14 protein-coding genes and 3 pseudogenes are annotated in these 15439 nt (G+C 69.9%); 9 read left to right on the top strand and 8 right to left on the bottom strand.

What is annotated here, in order from left to right:
* Nucleotides 1–134: 134 nt before the first annotated feature.
* The 6 genes and pseudogenes from ACZ4UU_RS23415 to ACZ4UU_RS23390 all read left to right on the top strand — a co-directional run.
* Nucleotides 135–581: pseudogene (locus ACZ4UU_RS23415) on the top strand (hypothetical protein); the annotation flags it as partial.
* 125 nt (nucleotides 582–706) lie between these two features.
* On the top strand, nucleotides 707–1291 hold the full coding sequence (locus ACZ4UU_RS23410; protein ID WP_471905327.1) for a pyridoxamine 5'-phosphate oxidase family protein: 585 nt from the start codon (nucleotides 707–709) through the stop codon (nucleotides 1289–1291).
* A gap of 3 nt (nucleotides 1292–1294) precedes the next feature.
* Complete coding sequence (locus ACZ4UU_RS23405; protein WP_471905326.1) at nucleotides 1295–1996, top strand: L,D-transpeptidase family protein; 702 nt, start codon at nucleotides 1295–1297, stop codon at nucleotides 1994–1996.
* A gap of 97 nt (nucleotides 1997–2093) precedes the next feature.
* A complete protein-coding gene (locus tag ACZ4UU_RS23400) occupies nucleotides 2094–3476 on the top strand; it encodes a ferredoxin reductase family protein (protein WP_471905325.1) in 1383 nt (460 codons plus the stop codon).
* Between the two features lie 45 nt (nucleotides 3477–3521).
* Nucleotides 3522–4604, top strand: a complete 1083-nt coding sequence (locus tag ACZ4UU_RS23395) for an FMN-binding protein (protein ID WP_471905324.1) — start codon at nucleotides 3522–3524, stop codon at nucleotides 4602–4604.
* Nucleotides 4605–4659: 55 nt separating this feature from the next.
* A complete protein-coding gene (locus ACZ4UU_RS23390; protein ID WP_471905323.1) occupies nucleotides 4660–5400 on the top strand; it encodes an FAD:protein FMN transferase in 741 nt (246 codons plus the stop codon).
* Between the two features lie 130 nt (nucleotides 5401–5530).
* Here the strand turns inward: ACZ4UU_RS23390 and ACZ4UU_RS23385 are convergent, their stop codons facing one another.
* The 5 genes from ACZ4UU_RS23385 to argC are packed head-to-tail and all read right to left on the bottom strand — an operon-like array spanning nucleotide 5531 to nucleotide 10375.
* A complete protein-coding gene (locus ACZ4UU_RS23385) occupies nucleotides 5531–6076 on the bottom strand; it encodes an arginine repressor (protein WP_048581150.1) in 546 nt (181 codons plus the stop codon).
* An 18-nt stretch (nucleotides 6077–6094) separates the two neighbouring features.
* Complete coding sequence (locus ACZ4UU_RS23380) at nucleotides 6095–7291, bottom strand: acetylornithine transaminase (protein ID WP_471905322.1); 1197 nt, start codon at nucleotides 7289–7291, stop codon at nucleotides 6095–6097.
* The gene (gene argB, locus ACZ4UU_RS23375) at nucleotides 7288–8202 is read right to left on the bottom strand and encodes an acetylglutamate kinase (RefSeq protein WP_471905321.1); all 915 of its coding nucleotides are present in this window, start codon (nucleotides 8200–8202) and stop codon (nucleotides 7288–7290) included. Before argB ends, ACZ4UU_RS23380 begins: the two co-directional genes overlap by 4 nt.
* A complete protein-coding gene (gene argJ / locus ACZ4UU_RS23370; protein WP_471905320.1) occupies nucleotides 8199–9350 on the bottom strand; it encodes a bifunctional glutamate N-acetyltransferase/amino-acid acetyltransferase ArgJ in 1152 nt (383 codons plus the stop codon). The genes argB and argJ overlap by 4 nt, the downstream gene beginning before the upstream one ends.
* Nucleotides 9347–10375, bottom strand: a complete 1029-nt coding sequence (gene argC / locus ACZ4UU_RS23365; RefSeq protein WP_471905319.1) for an N-acetyl-gamma-glutamyl-phosphate reductase — start codon at nucleotides 10373–10375, stop codon at nucleotides 9347–9349. Before argC ends, argJ begins: the two co-directional genes overlap by 4 nt.
* A 21-nt stretch (nucleotides 10376–10396) precedes the next feature.
* Here argC and ACZ4UU_RS23360 point away from each other — a divergent pair.
* A pseudogene (locus tag ACZ4UU_RS23360) lies at nucleotides 10397–10813 on the top strand (DUF6215 domain-containing protein); the annotation flags it as partial.
* A 97-nt stretch (nucleotides 10814–10910) separates the two neighbouring features.
* Entirely contained in the window at nucleotides 10911–11165 is a 255-nt protein-coding gene (locus tag ACZ4UU_RS23355) for a hypothetical protein (RefSeq protein ID WP_471905496.1), read from the top strand.
* Nucleotides 11166–11180: 15 nt separating this feature from the next.
* On the opposite strand, the gene ACZ4UU_RS23350 is transcribed toward ACZ4UU_RS23355, so the two are convergent.
* The gene (locus tag ACZ4UU_RS23350) at nucleotides 11181–13661 is read right to left on the bottom strand and encodes an alpha-L-arabinofuranosidase C-terminal domain-containing protein (protein WP_471905318.1); all 2481 of its coding nucleotides are present in this window, start codon (nucleotides 13659–13661) and stop codon (nucleotides 11181–11183) included.
* A gap of 126 nt (nucleotides 13662–13787) precedes the next feature.
* Here ACZ4UU_RS23350 and ACZ4UU_RS23345 point away from each other — a divergent pair.
* Nucleotides 13788–14269, top strand: a pseudogene (locus ACZ4UU_RS23345) (DUF6314 family protein).
* Here ACZ4UU_RS23345 and ACZ4UU_RS23340 read toward each other — a convergent pair.
* Together ACZ4UU_RS23340 and ACZ4UU_RS23335 are read right to left on the bottom strand one after the other, a co-directional pair.
* Complete coding sequence (locus tag ACZ4UU_RS23340) at nucleotides 14251–14844, bottom strand: histidine phosphatase family protein (RefSeq protein WP_471905317.1); 594 nt, start codon at nucleotides 14842–14844, stop codon at nucleotides 14251–14253. The pseudogene ACZ4UU_RS23345 and the gene ACZ4UU_RS23340 sit on opposite strands and share 19 nt — an antisense overlap.
* A 140-nt stretch (nucleotides 14845–14984) precedes the next feature.
* Nucleotides 14985–15425: a GNAT family N-acetyltransferase gene (locus ACZ4UU_RS23335; protein WP_471905316.1), complete on the bottom strand. Its 441-nt coding sequence runs from the start codon at nucleotides 15423–15425 to the stop codon at nucleotides 14985–14987.
* Between the last annotated feature and the right edge of the window lie 14 nt (nucleotides 15426–15439).

The following is a 15439-nucleotide window of genomic DNA, read 5'->3' as shown; positions in this document are numbered from 1 at the left end:
GACGGCAGCGGGAAATTCGCGCTCCCTTTGAACGCGGGAAACCGCTTACCCGTACCTCTCGCCGAACGCAGGCGCCGCGTTTGCAACAGACATCACGTACAGACGACACCCCCGAACCCGAGTGAGGCATCCGCATGTCCAGGGCTCTTCCGAAGTACAACAAGCGCCGCGTCGCGTTCATCGGCGGCGCCGCCGCGGTGGCGCTGTCCGGCACGGTGATCGCCGGCTTCGCCCTCGCCGGGGAGACGAGCTCGTCTTCGAAGAGCGCCGGCACGAACGCCCGCACACTGGCCGGACCCGGCACCATCACGTGTCCGGACGTGACCGGCCAGCTGCCCGCGATCCCGGCCTCCGCGCAGGCCGAGGTCGACCGCAACCTCGCCCAGCTCCAGACCCAGATCGACGAAGCCAACCAGCGCCTCGTCAACACCGTCGGCCAGGGCGGACCCAACTTCGTCCAGAACGCCATCCTCGGCCCGCTGGAGGACAAGCGCGTCGCCGCCCTCAACCGCATCGAGACCGCCATCGGCCGGGCAGCGGCGAAGCCCGAGGGACTGGAGGCGTTCGCCGCCTGCACGCTCACCCGGTGACGTGACAGGCAGCCGTGGCCGCCCCGTTGGCACGCCGGCCGGGGCGGCCGCGGTGATTCCGCACGCACCCACAATTCTTTAGACAAACGAACGACACGCGCCCATAATCGGTTGACGTGGGAAAAACTTATGAACGCATAGACGGCAGACTCCGCACGTTCATCGAGGAGCAGCCCCTCTTCTTCACCGCGACCGCTCCCCTGTCGGCCGACGGCACGGTCAACCTCTCCCCCAAGGGCCTGAAGGGCTCCTTCGCGATCCTCGACGAACTGACCCTGGCCTACCTCGACTTCGCCGGCTCCAACGCCGAGACGGTCGCGCACCTGCGGGAGAACGGCCGGATCACCCTGATGTGGTGCGCCTTCCAGGGCCCGCCCAACATCGTCCGGGTGCACGGCCGCGGTGAGGCCGTCTTCCGTGACGACGAACGGTTCGAGGAACTGCTCGGGCACTTTCCCGACATCGACCCGTCCCTGCACGGTCTGCGCGCGATCGTCGTGGTGCGGGCCGATGTCATTCGCGACTCCTGTGGATACGCGGTCCCGCTCATGACGTACGACGAGGACCGCGACCTGCACGCCCGGCGGTTCGCGCGCGAGGACGACGACTCGCTGAGCGCGTACTTCGCCAAGAGGCACATCGCGACCAGCCTGGACGGCCTACCCGGGGTGCCGTTGCCGCTCCCGCCGTCTAGCGTCTGAGCCATGCGCCCCGGTGTCGTCGCCCTCGCGTCCGCGTCCCTCCTCGTCCTCGGCGCCGCGCCGGGTGAGGGGCCGCCGCGGCCACTGCCCGCACGCATGGCCGACACCGGGGGCGGCACCCAGCTGATCACCGCCGTGGCACCGCGAGCGGGTTCTACGTCCGGCACCGTGACCTGGTGGGACCGGGTCGACGGGACATGGCTGAAGGCCGGGTCGGCGTCCGCCCGGTTCGGCGCGAAGGGGCTCGTCGAGGGGGCCAGGCGCAAGCAGAGCACGAACACCACGCCGACCGGGCTGTACGGGCTGCCGTACGCCTTCGGCATCAACGCGGCGCCGCGCGGGACGACGTACGAGTACCGCCGGGTGCGCAAGGGCTCCTGGTGGTGCCAGGACAACGACTCCCGTGCCTACAACCGGTGGAGCGAGCCGCGAGCCCGCGACTGCCGGGCCGCCGAGTCCGAGCACCTGATCTCCTACGGCTCGCTGTACGCGCACGCACTCGTCATCGGCTTCAACTACGACCGCCCGGTCAAGGGCCGCGGAGCCGGGATCTTCCTTCATGTGAAGGGGCGCGGGGCGACGGCCGGTTGTGTGTCGGTGTCGCGGGACGCGATGCGCCGGATCCTCAAATGGGCCGATCCGGGGCGCAAGCCGCACATCGCGATCGGAACGGCGAAGGGGCCCACGGCCATCACCCGGTACTGAGCGCGCACCACTGAACACACGGACCTCCCCGCACGTATCTCAGGGCCAAGGGACCACGCCCATCACGCACCCCCCTTGCCCCGTCCCCGGAGGAACCGTGACCACCACGCTCGCAGGCGGCCGTGCCGCTCGCCGCCAGACGATGCGCCGCATCCGCCCGCGCCGCTCCCCGGCCGTACCGCTGGTGATCGCCCTATGGGCGGGCGCGGCGGCGGTGCTGTGGCTGTGGTGGGACAACACGCCGTCCCTCGCGGACAACACGGCGAAGATCCTCGCGGCCGGGCGGATCACCGGGCTGCTCGCCGGGTACCTGATGGCGCTCGTCGTGCTCCAGATGGCGCGGGTGCCGGCGCTGGAGCGGCGGGTGGGCTCGGACCGGGTCGCCCGCTGGCACGCGATGAGCGGGCGCTACACGATCTGCCTGGTCATCGCGCATGTCTTCCTGACCATGTGGGCATACGCGCTCCAGGCGGGCAAGACGCTCGGTGACGTCGTCCAGCAGACGATCGACTCGGTCAACACGCTGCCGGACATGGGCAAGGCGGCCATCGGCACCGGGCTGCTCTTCCTCATCGCGTTCCTCTCGATCGGTGGCGTCCGCCGCATGATCGGGTACGACACCTGGTACCACGTGCACCTGCTCACGTACGCGGCGGTGTACCTGACGTTCTGGCACCAGATCACCACCGGCAACGAGTTCGCCGTCGAGCCCACCGCGAAGACCTTCTGGTACGGGCTGTACGGCATCGTGACCGCGCTGGTGCTCTGGTACCGGGTCCTCACCCCGATCCGGCTCAACCTGCGGCACCGGATGTACGTCGAGGCCGTCATCGAGGAGACGCCGGGCATCGTGTCGGTGCTGATCGGCGGGCGCAAGCTGCACCGGATGGGCGCGGAGGCCGGGCAGTTCTTCCGGTGGCGGTTCAAGGCGCCGGGGATGCGGTTCAGCTCCCACCCGTACTCGTTGTCGGCGGCGCCCCGCCCGGACATGCTGCGGATCACGGTCAAGGCGATCGGCGACCACACGTCGCGGCTGCGTGACCTGACGCCCGGCACCAAGGTGTGGGCCGAGGGGCCGTACGGCGCGATGACGGCGCAGCGACGCAGCCGCGGCAAGGTGCTGCTGGTCGCCGGCGGTGTCGGCATCACGCCGATGCGGGCCCTGTTCGAGACGCTGCCCGGCGCGTCCGGTGACATCACCCTCCTCTACCGGGCCAACAGCACCCAGGACCTGGCGCTGTGGGACGAGCTGGCCAAGATCGCCGACGAGCGCGGCGCCCGTCTGATGTACGCGGTGAACAGCCCGGACGGCGAGCGGCCCGACATCTCGGCGGAGCGGTTGCAGCAGAAGCTGCCCGACATCGACAAGCACGACGTGTTCATGTGCGGGCCGGCCGGCTTCGCGCAGTCCGTCTACGAAGCACTGCGCGGCGCGGGTGTGCCCGCCCGCCGCATCCATCACGAGTCGTTCGAGATGTGAGCGACGGGACTTCGAGACTTCAAGACTTCAGGAGCTGTAGAAGCGATGAGGAAGAGTCACCCCATCCGGCGTGTCGTGCTGGCCGGCGCCGCCACCGTGTCCGGGATCGTGCTGCTGCTGTCGCTGAAGCCGGCCTCCGACCCGGGTTCCGCGCAGGCGGCGGGCGTCGGCGCACCGCCTGCGGCCTCGGCCCAGGGCGGCGCCCAGGCGGCGGCCACCGGCACCTTCACCGGTGACGCGGCGCAGACCCAGTACGGGGCCGTGCAGGTACGCCTGACGGTGGCCAACGGCAAGATCACCAAGGCGGAGACGGTCCAGGCCCCCAAGGGCGGCCAGAGCGACCAGGTCACCGCCAACGCCGTACCCAAGCTCAACCAGGCAGCCGTCACAGCGGGCACCGCCGACATCGACGCCGTCTCCGGAGCCACCTACACCAGCGCCGGATACAAGGAATCCCTCCAGTCCGCCCTCGACAAGGCGCAGGCGAGCGCCGGTGCGCAGGGGTCCGGCTCCGCCCAGGCCGCCACGGTGACCGGCGACGCCGTACAGACCCAGTACGGCGCGGTCCAGGTCCGTATCACCGTCAACGGCGGCAAGATCACCAAGGCGGAGACGGTCCAGGCCCCCAAGGGCGGCCAGAGCGACCAGGTCACCGCCAACGCCGTACCGAAACTCAACCAGGCAGCCGTCACAGCAGGCACCGCCGACATCGACGCCGTCTCCGGAGCCACCTACACCAGCGCCGGATACAAGGAATCCCTCCAGTCCGCCCTCGACAAGGCGCAGGCGAGCGCCGGTGCGTCACAGGGGTCGGGCTCCCAGGGTTCCGGGTCCCAGGGTTCGGGCGCCGCGCAGGCTCGTACCGTCACCGGCAAGGTCTCCCAGACGCAGTACGGCCCGGTCCAGGTCCGCGTCACGGTCGCCGGCGGGAAGATCACCAAGGCGGAGACGGTCCAGACGCCCAAGGGCGGCCAGAGCGACCAGGTCACCGCCAACGCCGTGCCGAAACTCAACCAGGCAGCTGTCGCAGCAGGCACCGCCGACATCGACGCCGTCTCCGGAGCCACCTACACCAGCGCCGGATACAAGGAATCCCTCCAGTCGGCACTGGACCAGGCCGGTGGCTGACACGGTGGTGGAACCGACAGAAGCTCCCGCCGCGGCGCGTCATGCGGAGGAGGTCATGGGGACGGTCTTCTCCTTCGACGTCCGCGGCGGGGACCCCGGTGCCGTGCGGTCGGCACTGGAAGAGGCGGTCGCCGGACTGCACCGGGTCGACGAGGTGTTCAGCACCTACCGCGGCGACAGCCAGATCTCCCGGCTGGTACGCGGTGAGCTGACCGTCGACGAGTGCGATCCGGAGGTCGCCGAGGTGCTGGAGCTGGGCGCCGAGGCCGAGCGGACCAGCGAGGGCTGGTTCAGCACGTCGTACCAGGGCCGCCTCGACCCGACCGGCATCGTCAAGGGCTGGTCCGTGGAACGCGCGGCCCGCCGCCTCGCGGACGTCCCCGGCGTGAGCGGCGTCAGCCTCAACGGCGGCGGCGACGTCCAGCTGCTGGGTGTACCGGGCCCCCAGCGCCCCTGGCGGGTCGGCGTCTCCGACCCCCTCCGCCCGGGCGGCCTCGCGGCCGTCATCTCCGCCGCCGGCCTGTCCGAACTGGCGGTCGCCACCTCCGGCACGGCAGAACGGGGCGCCCACATAGTCGACCCCCGCACGGGCCGCTCCGCGGTGACGGACCTGGTGGCGGTGACGGTCGTCGCCCCCTCGGTGACCTGGGCGGACTGCTGGGCGACGGCGGCTTTCGCCATGGGTTCACGCCAGGGTTCGCGCTGGCTGGAGTCCTTGCCGGACGTGGAGGCGCTCTTGATCACGGCGGGCGACGAGGTCCGCTGTACCGGGGGGTTGGCGGCGCGGCTGGGCTGAGTACCTGCGTGGGCGTGACGCTCACCGCGCCGGCGGGTGCCGCCGGCCACAACGCCCAAGGGGCGCGGGGAACTGCGCGACCAGCCACGAACAACCCGCGGCCAACGAATCCCAGGCCCCCCTTCGGCGACTAGTGGCCGTTCTGAGCCAACCGAAGCAAGTGATCAGCGAGAGCCTGACCCCCCGTGGGATTCCGGCTGATCAAAAGCAACGTGTCGTCACCGGCAATGGTCCCCAGGATGTCCTGCAGCTCGGCCTGATCGATGGCCGAGGCCAGGAACTGCGCCGCCCCCGGAGGGGTCCGCAGGACCACGAGATTCGCGGAAGCCTCCGCGGAGATGAGCAGCTCCTGCGACAACCGCCGCATCCGCTCCTCCTTCGCCGACTCCCCGAGAGGGGCACGCGGCGTACGAAACCCGCCCTCACTCGGCACCGCGTAGATCAGGTCACCGTCATTGTTACGGATCTTCACCGCGTTCAGCTCGTCCAGATCCCGGGAGAGCGTCGCCTGCGTGACGCTCAGCCCGTCGTCCGACAGCAGCTTCGCCAACTGACTCTGCGACCGCACGGGCTGCCGGTTGAGGATGTCCACGATCCGGCGGTGGCGTGCGGTACGGGTCTGCGGCACGGCAGGCCCGGCGGCCCCGTTGTGCTCGTGGTCCTGCGCCTGACTCATCGTCGTCTCATTCCCGGATCATCCGTCCCCGTTGGCCTGGTCCAGGATGCCGGGAAGGGCCTGAAGAAGCGCTTCCACTTCGTCGTCCCCGAGGTTCAGCGGCGGCATGAGCCGCACGACATCGGGGGCGGGCGCGTTCACCAGGAATCCGGCATCCTGAGCCGCCTGCTGCACCTTGGCGGCGTGCGGCTCGGTGAGCACGATACCCAGGAGCAGTCCCGCGCCCCGGACATAGTCGATCAGCGGGTGGCCCAGCGCCTCGATCCCGTCGCGCAACTTCTCGCTCTGCTGCTTGACGTTCTCCAGCAACCCCTCGTTCGCGATGGTGTCCACAACCGCCAGGCCGGCGGCGCACGCGACCGGGTTGCCGCCGAAGGTCGTCCCGTGGTGTCCGGGCTGGAGCAGGTCCGCGGCCCGCCCGAAGGCGACCGTGGCGCCCAGCGGCAGCCCGCCGCCGAGCTGCTTGGCGAGGGTGACGACGTCGGGCAGGACGCCCTCGTGGGCCTGGTACTCGAACCAGTGCCCGGTACGGCCGACGCCGGTCTGCACCTCGTCGAGGACGAGCAGCGCCCCGCTGGCGGCGGTGATCGCCCGCGCGGCCTTCAGATAGCCGGCCGGCGGCACGACGACCCCGAGCTCGCCCTGGATGGGCTCGATGATCACCAGGGCCGTCTCCTCGGTGACGGCGGCGGCCAGTGCCTGCGCGTCACCGAACGGCACATGCGTGACGTCACCGGGCAGCGGCAGGAACGGCTCCCGCTTGCCGGGCTGGCCGGTCATCGCGAGGGCGCCCATGGTGCGGCCGTGGAAGCCGCCCTCGGTGGCGACGACGTGGGTGCGCCCGGTCAGCCGCCCGATCTTGAAGGCGGCCTCGTTGGCCTCCGCGCCGGAGTTGCAGAAGAAGACCCTGCCGTCCCGGCCGAAGAGCTCCAGGAGCCGTTCGGCGAGGGCGATGGTCGGCTCGGCCATGAAGAAGTTGGAGATGTGACCGAGGGACGCGATCTGCTTGCTCACGGCCTCGACGATCGCCGGGTGGGCGTGGCCGAGCGCGTTGGTCGCGATGCCGCCGACGAAGTCGAGGTACTGCTTGCCGTCGGCGTCCCAGACCTTGAGGCCTTCACCGCGTACGAGAGGGAGTCGCGGGGTGCCGTAGTTGTTCATGAGCGAGCCCTGCCACCGCTGGGCGTACTCTGCGTTGGTCGCGGTCCCGGTCATTCCGCATCCCCCTCTTGCGCGTCCGGCACGACCATCGTGCCGATGCCTTCATCGGTGAAGATCTCCAGCAGGATCGAGTGCTGGACCCGGCCGTCGATGACGCGGGCGGTCTGGACGCCGTTGCGCACGGCGTGCAGACAGCCCTCCATCTTGGGCACCATGCCGGAGCTCAACTCCGGCAACAGCTTCTCCAGTTGGGAAGCGGTGAGGCGGCTGATCACCTCGTCGGAGTTGGGCCAGTCCTCGTAGAGGCCCTCGACGTCCGTGAGGACCATGAGGGTTTCGGCGCCCAGAGCAGCAGCGAGTGCCGCAGCCGCCGTATCAGCATTGACGTTGTAGACATGTCCGTCGTCCTCGGAACGGGCGATCGAGGAGACGACCGGGATCCGGCCGTCGGCCAGCAGGGCCTCGATCGCGCCCGTGTCGATGCCGGTGATCTCGCCGACCCGCCCGATGTCGACCAGCTCGCCGTCGATCTCGGGCTGGTGCCTGGTGGCGGAGATGGTGTGCGCGTCCTCGCCGGTCAGGCCGACGGCGAGCGGGCCGTGCTGGTTGAGCAGGTTGACCAGCTCGCGCTGTACCTGCCCGGCCAGCACCATCCGTACGACGTCCATGGCGTCCTCGGTGGTGACCCGGAGACCGGCCTTGAACTCGCTGACGATGCCGTGCTTGTCGAGGGCGGCGCTGATCTGCGGGCCGCCGCCGTGCACGACGACCGGCTTGAGGCCGGCGTGGTGCAGGAAGACGACGTCCTGGGCGAAGGCGGCCTTCAGGTCCTCGTCGATCATGGCGTTGCCGCCGAACTTGATGACGACGGTCTTGCCGTTGTGCCGGACCAGCCAGGGCAGCGCCTCGATGAGGATCTGGGCCTTGGGGAGCGCGGTGTGCTTGCGCGCGGGTGAGTTGGTCATGACGAGTACGCGCTGTTCTCGTGGACGTAGTCGGCGGTGAGGTCGTTGGTCCAGATGGTGGCGGTCTCGGTGCCGGCCGCGAGGTCGGCGACGACGTGCACCTCGCGGTAGCGCATGTCGACCTTCTCGCGGTCCTCGCCCACGCCGCCGTTCTTGCACACCCAGACGCCGTTGATGGCGACGTTGAGCTGGTCGGGTTCGAAGGCCGCGGTTGTCGTGCCGATGGCGGAGAGCACGCGGCCCCAGTTGGGGTCCTCGCCGTGGATGGCGCACTTGAGGAGGTTGTTGCGGGCGATGGAGCGGCCCACCTCGACGGCGTCGTCCTCGGTCGCGGCGTTGATGACCTCGACCTTGATGTCCTTGCTGGCGCCCTCGGCGTCCCGGATCAGCTGCTGGCCGAGGTCGTCGCAGACCTGCCGTACCGCTGCGGCGAACTCCTCGTACTCCGGGGTGACTTCGGCGGCGCCGGAGGCGAGCAGCAGCACGGTGTCGTTGGTGGACATGCAGCCGTCGGAGTCGACGCGGTCGAAGGTGACCTTGGTGGCGGCGCGCAGGGCCTTGTCCAGTACGTCGTTGTCGACGGCGGCGTCGGTGGTGAGGACGACCAGCATGGTGGCGAGGCCGGGGGCGAGCATGCCCGCGCCCTTCGCCATGCCGCCGACGGTCCAGCCGTCCTTGGTCACGACGGACGTCTTGTGGACGGTGTCGGTGGTCTTGATGGCGATGGCGGCCCTCTCGCCGCCGTGCTCGGAGAGCTGCGCGGCGGCGGTCTCGACGCCCGGGAGGAGCTTGTCCATGGGGAGGAGGACGCCGATGAGGCCGGTGGAGCAGACGGCGATCTCGACGGCGCCTCGTCCGAGGACCTCGGCGGCTTTCTCGGCGGTCGCGTGGGTGTCCTGGAAGCCCTTGGGCCCCGTGCAGGCGTTGGCGCCACCGGAGTTGAGGACGACCGCGGAGACCTGCCCGCTCTTCAGGACCTGCTCGGACCACAGTACGGGCGCGGCCTTCACACGGTTGGACGTGAAGACACCGGCGGCGGCGCGGCGGGGCCCGGTGTTGACCACGAGGGCCAGGTCCGGGTTGCCGTTCTCCTTGATCCCGGCGGCGATGCCCGCCGCCGTGAATCCCTTTGCTGCCGTCACGCTCACGGCGCAACTCCGATCGTCGTCAGTCCGGTGGTCTCGGCGAGACCCAGGGCGAGGTTCATGCTCTGGACGGCACCGCCGGCGGTGCCCTTGGTCAGGTTGTCGATGGCGCTGATCGCGATGATGCGGTTCGCGGCGGCGTCGTACGCGACCTGCACCTGAACGGCGTTCGAACCGTAGACGGACGCCGTGGCGGGCCACTGTCCCTCCGGAAGGAGGTGGACGAAGGGCTCGTCGGCGAAGGCCTTGTCGTAGGCGGCGCGCACGGAGTCCGCGGTGACGCCGGGGCGGGCGTTCGCGCTGCACGTGGCGAGGATGCCGCGGGGCATCGGGGCGAGGGTCGGTGTGAAGGAGACGGACACCCGCTCGCCCGCCGCGCCGCTGAGGTTCTGGATCATCTCGGGGGTGTGCCGGTGGCCGCCGCCGACGCCGTACGGCGTCATGGAGCCCATGACCTCGCTGCCCAGCAGATGGGGCTTGGGTGCCTTGCCCGCGCCGGAGGTGCCGGAGGCGGCGACGATCACGGCGTCGGGCTCGGCGAGGCCGGCGGCGTAGGCCGGGAAGAGGGCGAGTGAGACGGCGGTCGGGTAGCAGCCGGGTACCGCGATGCGCTTGGACCCCTCCAGCGCGGCGCGGCCACCCGGCAGTTCGGGGAGGCCGTAGGGCCAGGTGCCGGCGTGCGGGGAGCCGTAGAAGGTCTCCCAGTCGGCCGCGTCCTTCAGCCGGAAGTCGGCCCCCATGTCGACGACGAGCACGTCCGGGCCGAGCTGCTCGGCGACGGCCGCCGACTGCCCGTGAGGCAGGGCGAGGAAGACGACGTCGTGTCCGGCGAGGACCTCGGGGGTCGTCGCCTGGAGTATGCGGTCGGCGAGGGGCAGCAGGTGCGGCTGGAGCGCGCCGAGCCGCTGTCCCGCGTTCGAGTTGCCGGTCAGGGCCCCGATCTCGACATCGGGGTGCGCCAGGAGCAGACGCAGCAGTTCCCCGCCCGCGTATCCGCTCGCTCCGGCCACTGCCGCACGTACCGCCATGGAATCCTCCTCCTAGATGGCATGACTATACGTTTCGCCGCAGGTTTATGCAATCTTGGCCGGGCGTCGGCCGCCGACCGGGAGACAGGGCACGGAAGCCGCCTTTGTTCGTGTCATGTCCATGAGCTAGTGTCCCCGGGCGCGTATCAGGGGATCACGGCAGGTGGGGGACATGACCGAAAAGATCGGCTCGCCCGAGAAGGGCCACAACGCGTGGGGGCAGGCCTTCGCGGCCGTGGCAGCTGCTCCGACGAGAAGGAGCCCGGCAAGCCGACCGGCCGGGTGAGCGGAAAGCAGCTGTGCGAGGCGCTGCTGCGACCCGACCTCGCCGAGCTGCTGGGCACGCCGACGGAGACCGCGAAGACCGCCTTCGGCAACGACGGCTCCGCCGGACTCGACGGGGCCGAGAAGATCCCGATGCCCACCGCGGAGGTCGAGTTCGACACCTACACCGTGACGCTCTCGGCGACGTACGACGACCTCCCCGTCACCGCGTCGTACCGACGTACTGGGATGGGACGAGACGCAGCGCACGGTGCTGGGCCGGCCGGCGGTGCTGTACTCGAACCGCACCATCAGGATCAACTTCCGTCTCGACGGCGGCGACGCCGAGACCGGCACCGGCGTCCCGCTGCGCTCCGTCATGGTGGCCCAGGACGTGAAGGACGGCGGCGGCTCCTACGACGTGACCCTGTGGCGTGCGGACGGCATGGTGCCGGACGGCGCCGTACTGCTCCGGGTCGCCGAGAAGGTGCTGCCGACGGTCCCGGGGTGGGCCGCCGGCAGCTGAGCGTCTCGGGCGCTCCTACCTCTGCTTGATCCGCAGGAAGGTGACGGAGTTCGCCGGGAAGGTGTACGTGAACTTCGCGGCCACGCCCCGGAAGGTGGACGTCACCGGGGTCACCGGCGTGTCCGTCTCGGTGTTCACCGCGTCCTGGTCGGCGGCCAGCGTGGTCACACGGGCGGTGGAGGCGACCTTGGCGCCGCCGAGGTCGACGGCCGTGCGGGCCTCGGCGGACTGGGCGTTGACGACCTTGACGATCAGGTCACCGGTCCTGGCGTCCTTGGTGACGACCTGGCGGAACGGCTCGGCCGGCTTGTCGTCGGTGAAGCTGCCCCACTCCTTGCCGTCGAGGAGCAGGGTCACCTGGCGGCCGCGCACCTTGATGTCGATGTCGTAGGCGCGGCCCGTCTCGATCGACCCGGGCTTGGTCATCAGGGTGCCCTTGCCGCCGTCGACGGCCTGCTCGATCGCCGACTGGGTGTTGTTCCAGCCGCCCAGGTTCCACCAGTAGTAGTTGCCGGTGTCCTTGACGCCGAAGGCGACGAGGAAGCCCTCCTTGCCGGACTTCTTGGTGGCCTTCACATGCAGGTCGTAGTCCTTCCAGGCCGGGTCGCCCGCCGTGACCATGGTGTTCTCGGCGGCGGCGTCGGTCTGGACGTACTGGCCGTCCTGGATGCTCCAGCTGCCCGCACCGCTGTGCGTCCACTTCGAGGCGTCACCGGAGAAGTCGTCGCCGAACAGCGTCGAGCCGTCCGCCGAGGTGACCTTGACGTCGTCGTACGCGGCGCTGGTCGCCCACGTGGACAGGCCGACGGCACCGGTGATGGGGCCGCTGACGTTCGGGGTGGTGGTGGCCCTGGACGGGACCACGCGGTCGCCGACGTTGTTCATGAACAGCCGCTGGACCTCGTAGTTGGCCGAGTTCCAGGAGGCCCGGTTGTTGAACCAGATCATGTCCGGCCGCCACTGGACGTAGTCCTCGTTGGCGAGCAGCGGGGCGTAGGAGGCGAGCTTGACGACGTCCGCGTTGCGCTCCAGACCGGTCATGAAGGCGGCTTCGGAGAGGCCGTTCTTCCAGGCGTTGCCCTGGGAGGCGTACTCGCCGAGGAAGACCTTGGGGCCGTTCCTGTCGTAGGAGTCGTAGCGGTCGTTGTTCTGGAGGAACCAGTTCGGGCTGTTGTAGTAGTGCTCGTCGACCATGTCGACCTTGCCCTCGCGGTTGAGCTGCCACGCGGTGTCGAAGGTCGTGCCGGCGTCGTCCGGGCCGGAGTTGGAGATGACGGTGATGTCCGGGTACTTGGCCTTGATGGCGGCCCGGAACTGCTCGAAGCGGGCGAAGAACTCCTTGGGGAGGTTCTCCTCGTTGCCGACCCCGATGTGGGTCAGCCGGAAGGGCTTGGGGTGGCCCATCTGCGCGCGGACCTTGCCCCACTTGGAGGTCGCCGGGCCGCCTGCGAACTCGATGAGGTCGAGGGTGTCCTGGATGTGCCGCTTGAGCAGCGCCTCGTTGTCGGTGGCCTTGTTCTGGCCGCACCCGGTCACCAGGGCGGGGACGACGGGCAGCGGCATGGCGCCGATGTCCTCGGAGAAGCGGAAGTACTCGTAGTAGCCGAGGCCGTAACTCTGGTTGTAGCCCCAGAAGTTGGCGTTGGTGGCGCGCTGCTCGACCGGGCCTATGGTGTCCTTCCACTGGTAGCTGCGCTTGCGCTGCCAGTTCGAGGCCTCGCTGTAGTCCTCCATCGAGCCGGTGTTGACCAGGCAGCCGCCGGGGAAGCGCACGAAGCCCGGCTTCAGGGCGGCGATCTTCTCGGCGAGGTCCTTGCGCAGGCCGTTCGGCTGGTTCTTGTAGGTGTCGCGCGGGAACAGCGAGACCTCGTCGAGCGCGGCGGCGGCGGTCGCGGCCACGGTGAGGCGGCCGCGGTTGCTGGTGCGGGTGGCGGTGAAGGTGGCCTTGTACTTGGCCCAGCCGCCCTTCACGGCGACCTGCCGGGCGGTGGCCAGCGTGCCGGCGGCGTCCTTGAGGGAGATCGTGAGCGTGCTGCCGCTCTCGGCACGGGCCCACACGGAGAAGTCGTACTTCTTGCCCTGCTCGACCCGGATGCCGGTGTTGTATCCGGTGTTCGTCACGGTCGAACCGGCGTCCAGGGACAGGTAGTTGCGGTTGCTCTCGTTGAGGCGGCCGGTGTCGTTCACGACCCGGGCCGTACCGCCGACCGTCCAGGACGTCAGGGGCGTGTACGAGCCGTTGTCGGCGGTGGAGTACTCGAAGGACCGGTTCTGCACGAGCTCGGCGTACAGTCCGCCGTCCGCGGCCCGGTTGATGTCCTCGAAGAAGACGCCGTACATCGTGTCGTCGATCGCCGCACCCTTGGCGGTCGGGTCGACGGTGATCGCGTAGTCGGTGACGTCCTCGGCGTGGGCGGGCGACGGGATGAGACCGGCTGCCACCAGGAAGGCGGTGGCTGCGAGGCCGAATCTCCAGCGGCTGGCATTGCGTGGCATGGATACTCCGCGGCTCGATGTTCGAAATATCAAACGCTGATCAGCACTTCGAACGGCAAGATAGGGAGGGGGATCCATAGCGTCAACGGGTCGCGCGGTACCGAAAGTGTCGGAAGCGAGGAGCGGATGGGCGAGTTCTGGCCAGTACCGGATGCGCTGACCTATCTGACCGGGAGCGATGGGGGTGCCCCCGCGTGAGCTCGATTCGAGCGTGGGGGAGGGTCGGGCGGTCGGTGCGGGATCTGGCGAGCGGAGAGGAGGGGGAGTTCTCCGGTACGACGGTATTCGGACGGGACGACGACTCCGGCCTCCTGCACCAGGAGACCGGCACTTTCCTGTGGGGTGGAGTCGCGCGCCCCGCCGAGCGCACCCTGCGCTTCCTGCCGGGCGGTTCACCGGGAACGGCGGACGTCCACTTCGCCGACGGCCGCTTCTTCCACGACCTGAACCTGACGACCGGCCGTCACGTCACCGACCACCCGTGCTCGGCCGACCTCTACCGGGGCGAGTTCACCGTCCGGGACGAGAACCACTGGCGGACCGTGTGGCGGGTACGGGGTCCGGCGAAGGACCTCGTCCTCACCACGGACTACGCCCGCGAGGGCTGAGTCGGCGCCCCGTCGAAGCGGAGGTTCCAGCGGCCCGCGTGACCGGTCACGGTGGTGGTCGACAGGGGGCGTACGTCGATGTTCCAGTACGTGGCGGGGGGTGCCTTCAGGGCGTAGACCAGGGCGGCCCGGATCACGGACGGTTCGGCCACGGCGACGATCCGGCCGCCGTCCTCCACGGGCCGCGTGTCGAGCCAGCCGCCGACCCGGCCGATGAACGCGAGCAGGGACTCCCCGCCGTGCGGTGTGCCGCGCGGGTCGGCGAGCCAGGCGTCCACCGCGTCCGGTTCCCGGGCCATCGCCTCGCCCAGCGTGAGCCCGCGCCAGCGGCCCATGCCGCAATCGCGCAGGGCGAGTTGGACCAGCGGCGCGTAGCCGAGGGCGTCGCCGGTGGCGCGGCTGCGCGGGGTCGGCGAGCAGTAGCGCAGCTCGGCCGCCGCCAGCGGCAGCAGGTCGCGCGCGACACGCTGCACCTCGTCCCAGCCGGCCTGGTCCAGCGGCCGGTCGTCCTCGAAGCGCTCGGCGAGCAGCGGGGAGCTGCGCGCGGCGGCGACGAACGTGACCCGAAGCGACATGCGGCGATGGTGTGTCGCGGAAGTACGCAGGTCAAGAGGCTTTGTGCAGGCGTCACCGAGGGTGGACGAAAGCTTACTGCGGGGTCAGGACCAGGCGGACAAGTCACTGGAAAACGGCTGTTGGATGTTCAAGTACGCAACTAGAAGTAGAGCGCCATCCATTGGTCCGGGTGCTCCAGCACCTTGAACCCGAGCTTCTCGTAGACCCCGTGCGCGTCGTGCGTCGCGAGCAGCATCCGCCGCAGCCCGTACGGCCGCAGGTGCTCGCGCACCGCCCCGACGAGCGACGTCCCGATGCCCTTGCCGCGCACCGAAGGGTCGACGTACACGTCACACAGCCACGCGAAGGTCACCCGGTCCGTGATGACCCGGGCATACGCCACCTGCTCCCCCGAAACCGTGTCGTACACCCCGAAGTTCAGCGAACCCTCGATCGCCCGGTCCTGCTTCTCCCGCGGCCGCCCGATCGCCCAGTACGCGTCGGTGGACAGCCACCGGTGCACCCGCTCGGCGTCGATGCGCCGGGCGTCGGTCGAGATCTCGTAGCCGTCGGTCTGGGGCAGGGGGGTGGCGTCGGTCATGCGCCGACGTTCGC

The organism is Streptomyces sp. NPDC028907 (genome assembly GCF_055564995.1).
This window is presented reverse-complemented; position numbering and strand designations above follow the sequence as displayed.

What these genes read in the sequence shown, in the direction of transcription:
- ACZ4UU_RS23405 (WP_471905326.1), top strand. Translation starts at nt 1,295, where the DNA reads ATGCGCCCCGGTGTCGTCGCCCTCGCGTCCGCGTCCCTCCTCGTCCTC.
- ACZ4UU_RS23395 (WP_471905324.1), top strand. Translation starts at nt 3,522, where the DNA reads ATGAGGAAGAGTCACCCCATCCGGCGTGTCGTGCTGGCCGGCGCCGCC.
- ACZ4UU_RS23390 (WP_471905323.1), top strand. Translation starts at nt 4,660, where the DNA reads ATGGGGACGGTCTTCTCCTTCGACGTCCGCGGCGGGGACCCCGGTGCC.
- ACZ4UU_RS23385 (WP_048581150.1), bottom strand. Translation starts at nt 6,076, where the DNA reads ATGAGTCAGGCGCAGGACCACGAGCACAACGGGGCCGCCGGGCCTGCC.
- ACZ4UU_RS23380 (WP_471905322.1), bottom strand. Translation starts at nt 7,291, where the DNA reads ATGACCGGGACCGCGACCAACGCAGAGTACGCCCAGCGGTGGCAGGGC.
- argB (WP_471905321.1), bottom strand. Translation starts at nt 8,202, where the DNA reads ATGACCAACTCACCCGCGCGCAAGCACACCGCGCTCCCCAAGGCCCAG.
- argC (WP_471905319.1), bottom strand. Translation starts at nt 10,375, where the DNA reads ATGGCGGTACGTGCGGCAGTGGCCGGAGCGAGCGGATACGCGGGCGGG.
- ACZ4UU_RS23350 (WP_471905318.1), bottom strand. Translation starts at nt 13,661, where the DNA reads ATGCCACGCAATGCCAGCCGCTGGAGATTCGGCCTCGCAGCCACCGCC.
- ACZ4UU_RS23340 (WP_471905317.1), bottom strand. Translation starts at nt 14,844, where the DNA reads ATGTCGCTTCGGGTCACGTTCGTCGCCGCCGCGCGCAGCTCCCCGCTG.
- ACZ4UU_RS23335 (WP_471905316.1), bottom strand. Translation starts at nt 15,425, where the DNA reads ATGACCGACGCCACCCCCCTGCCCCAGACCGACGGCTACGAGATCTCG.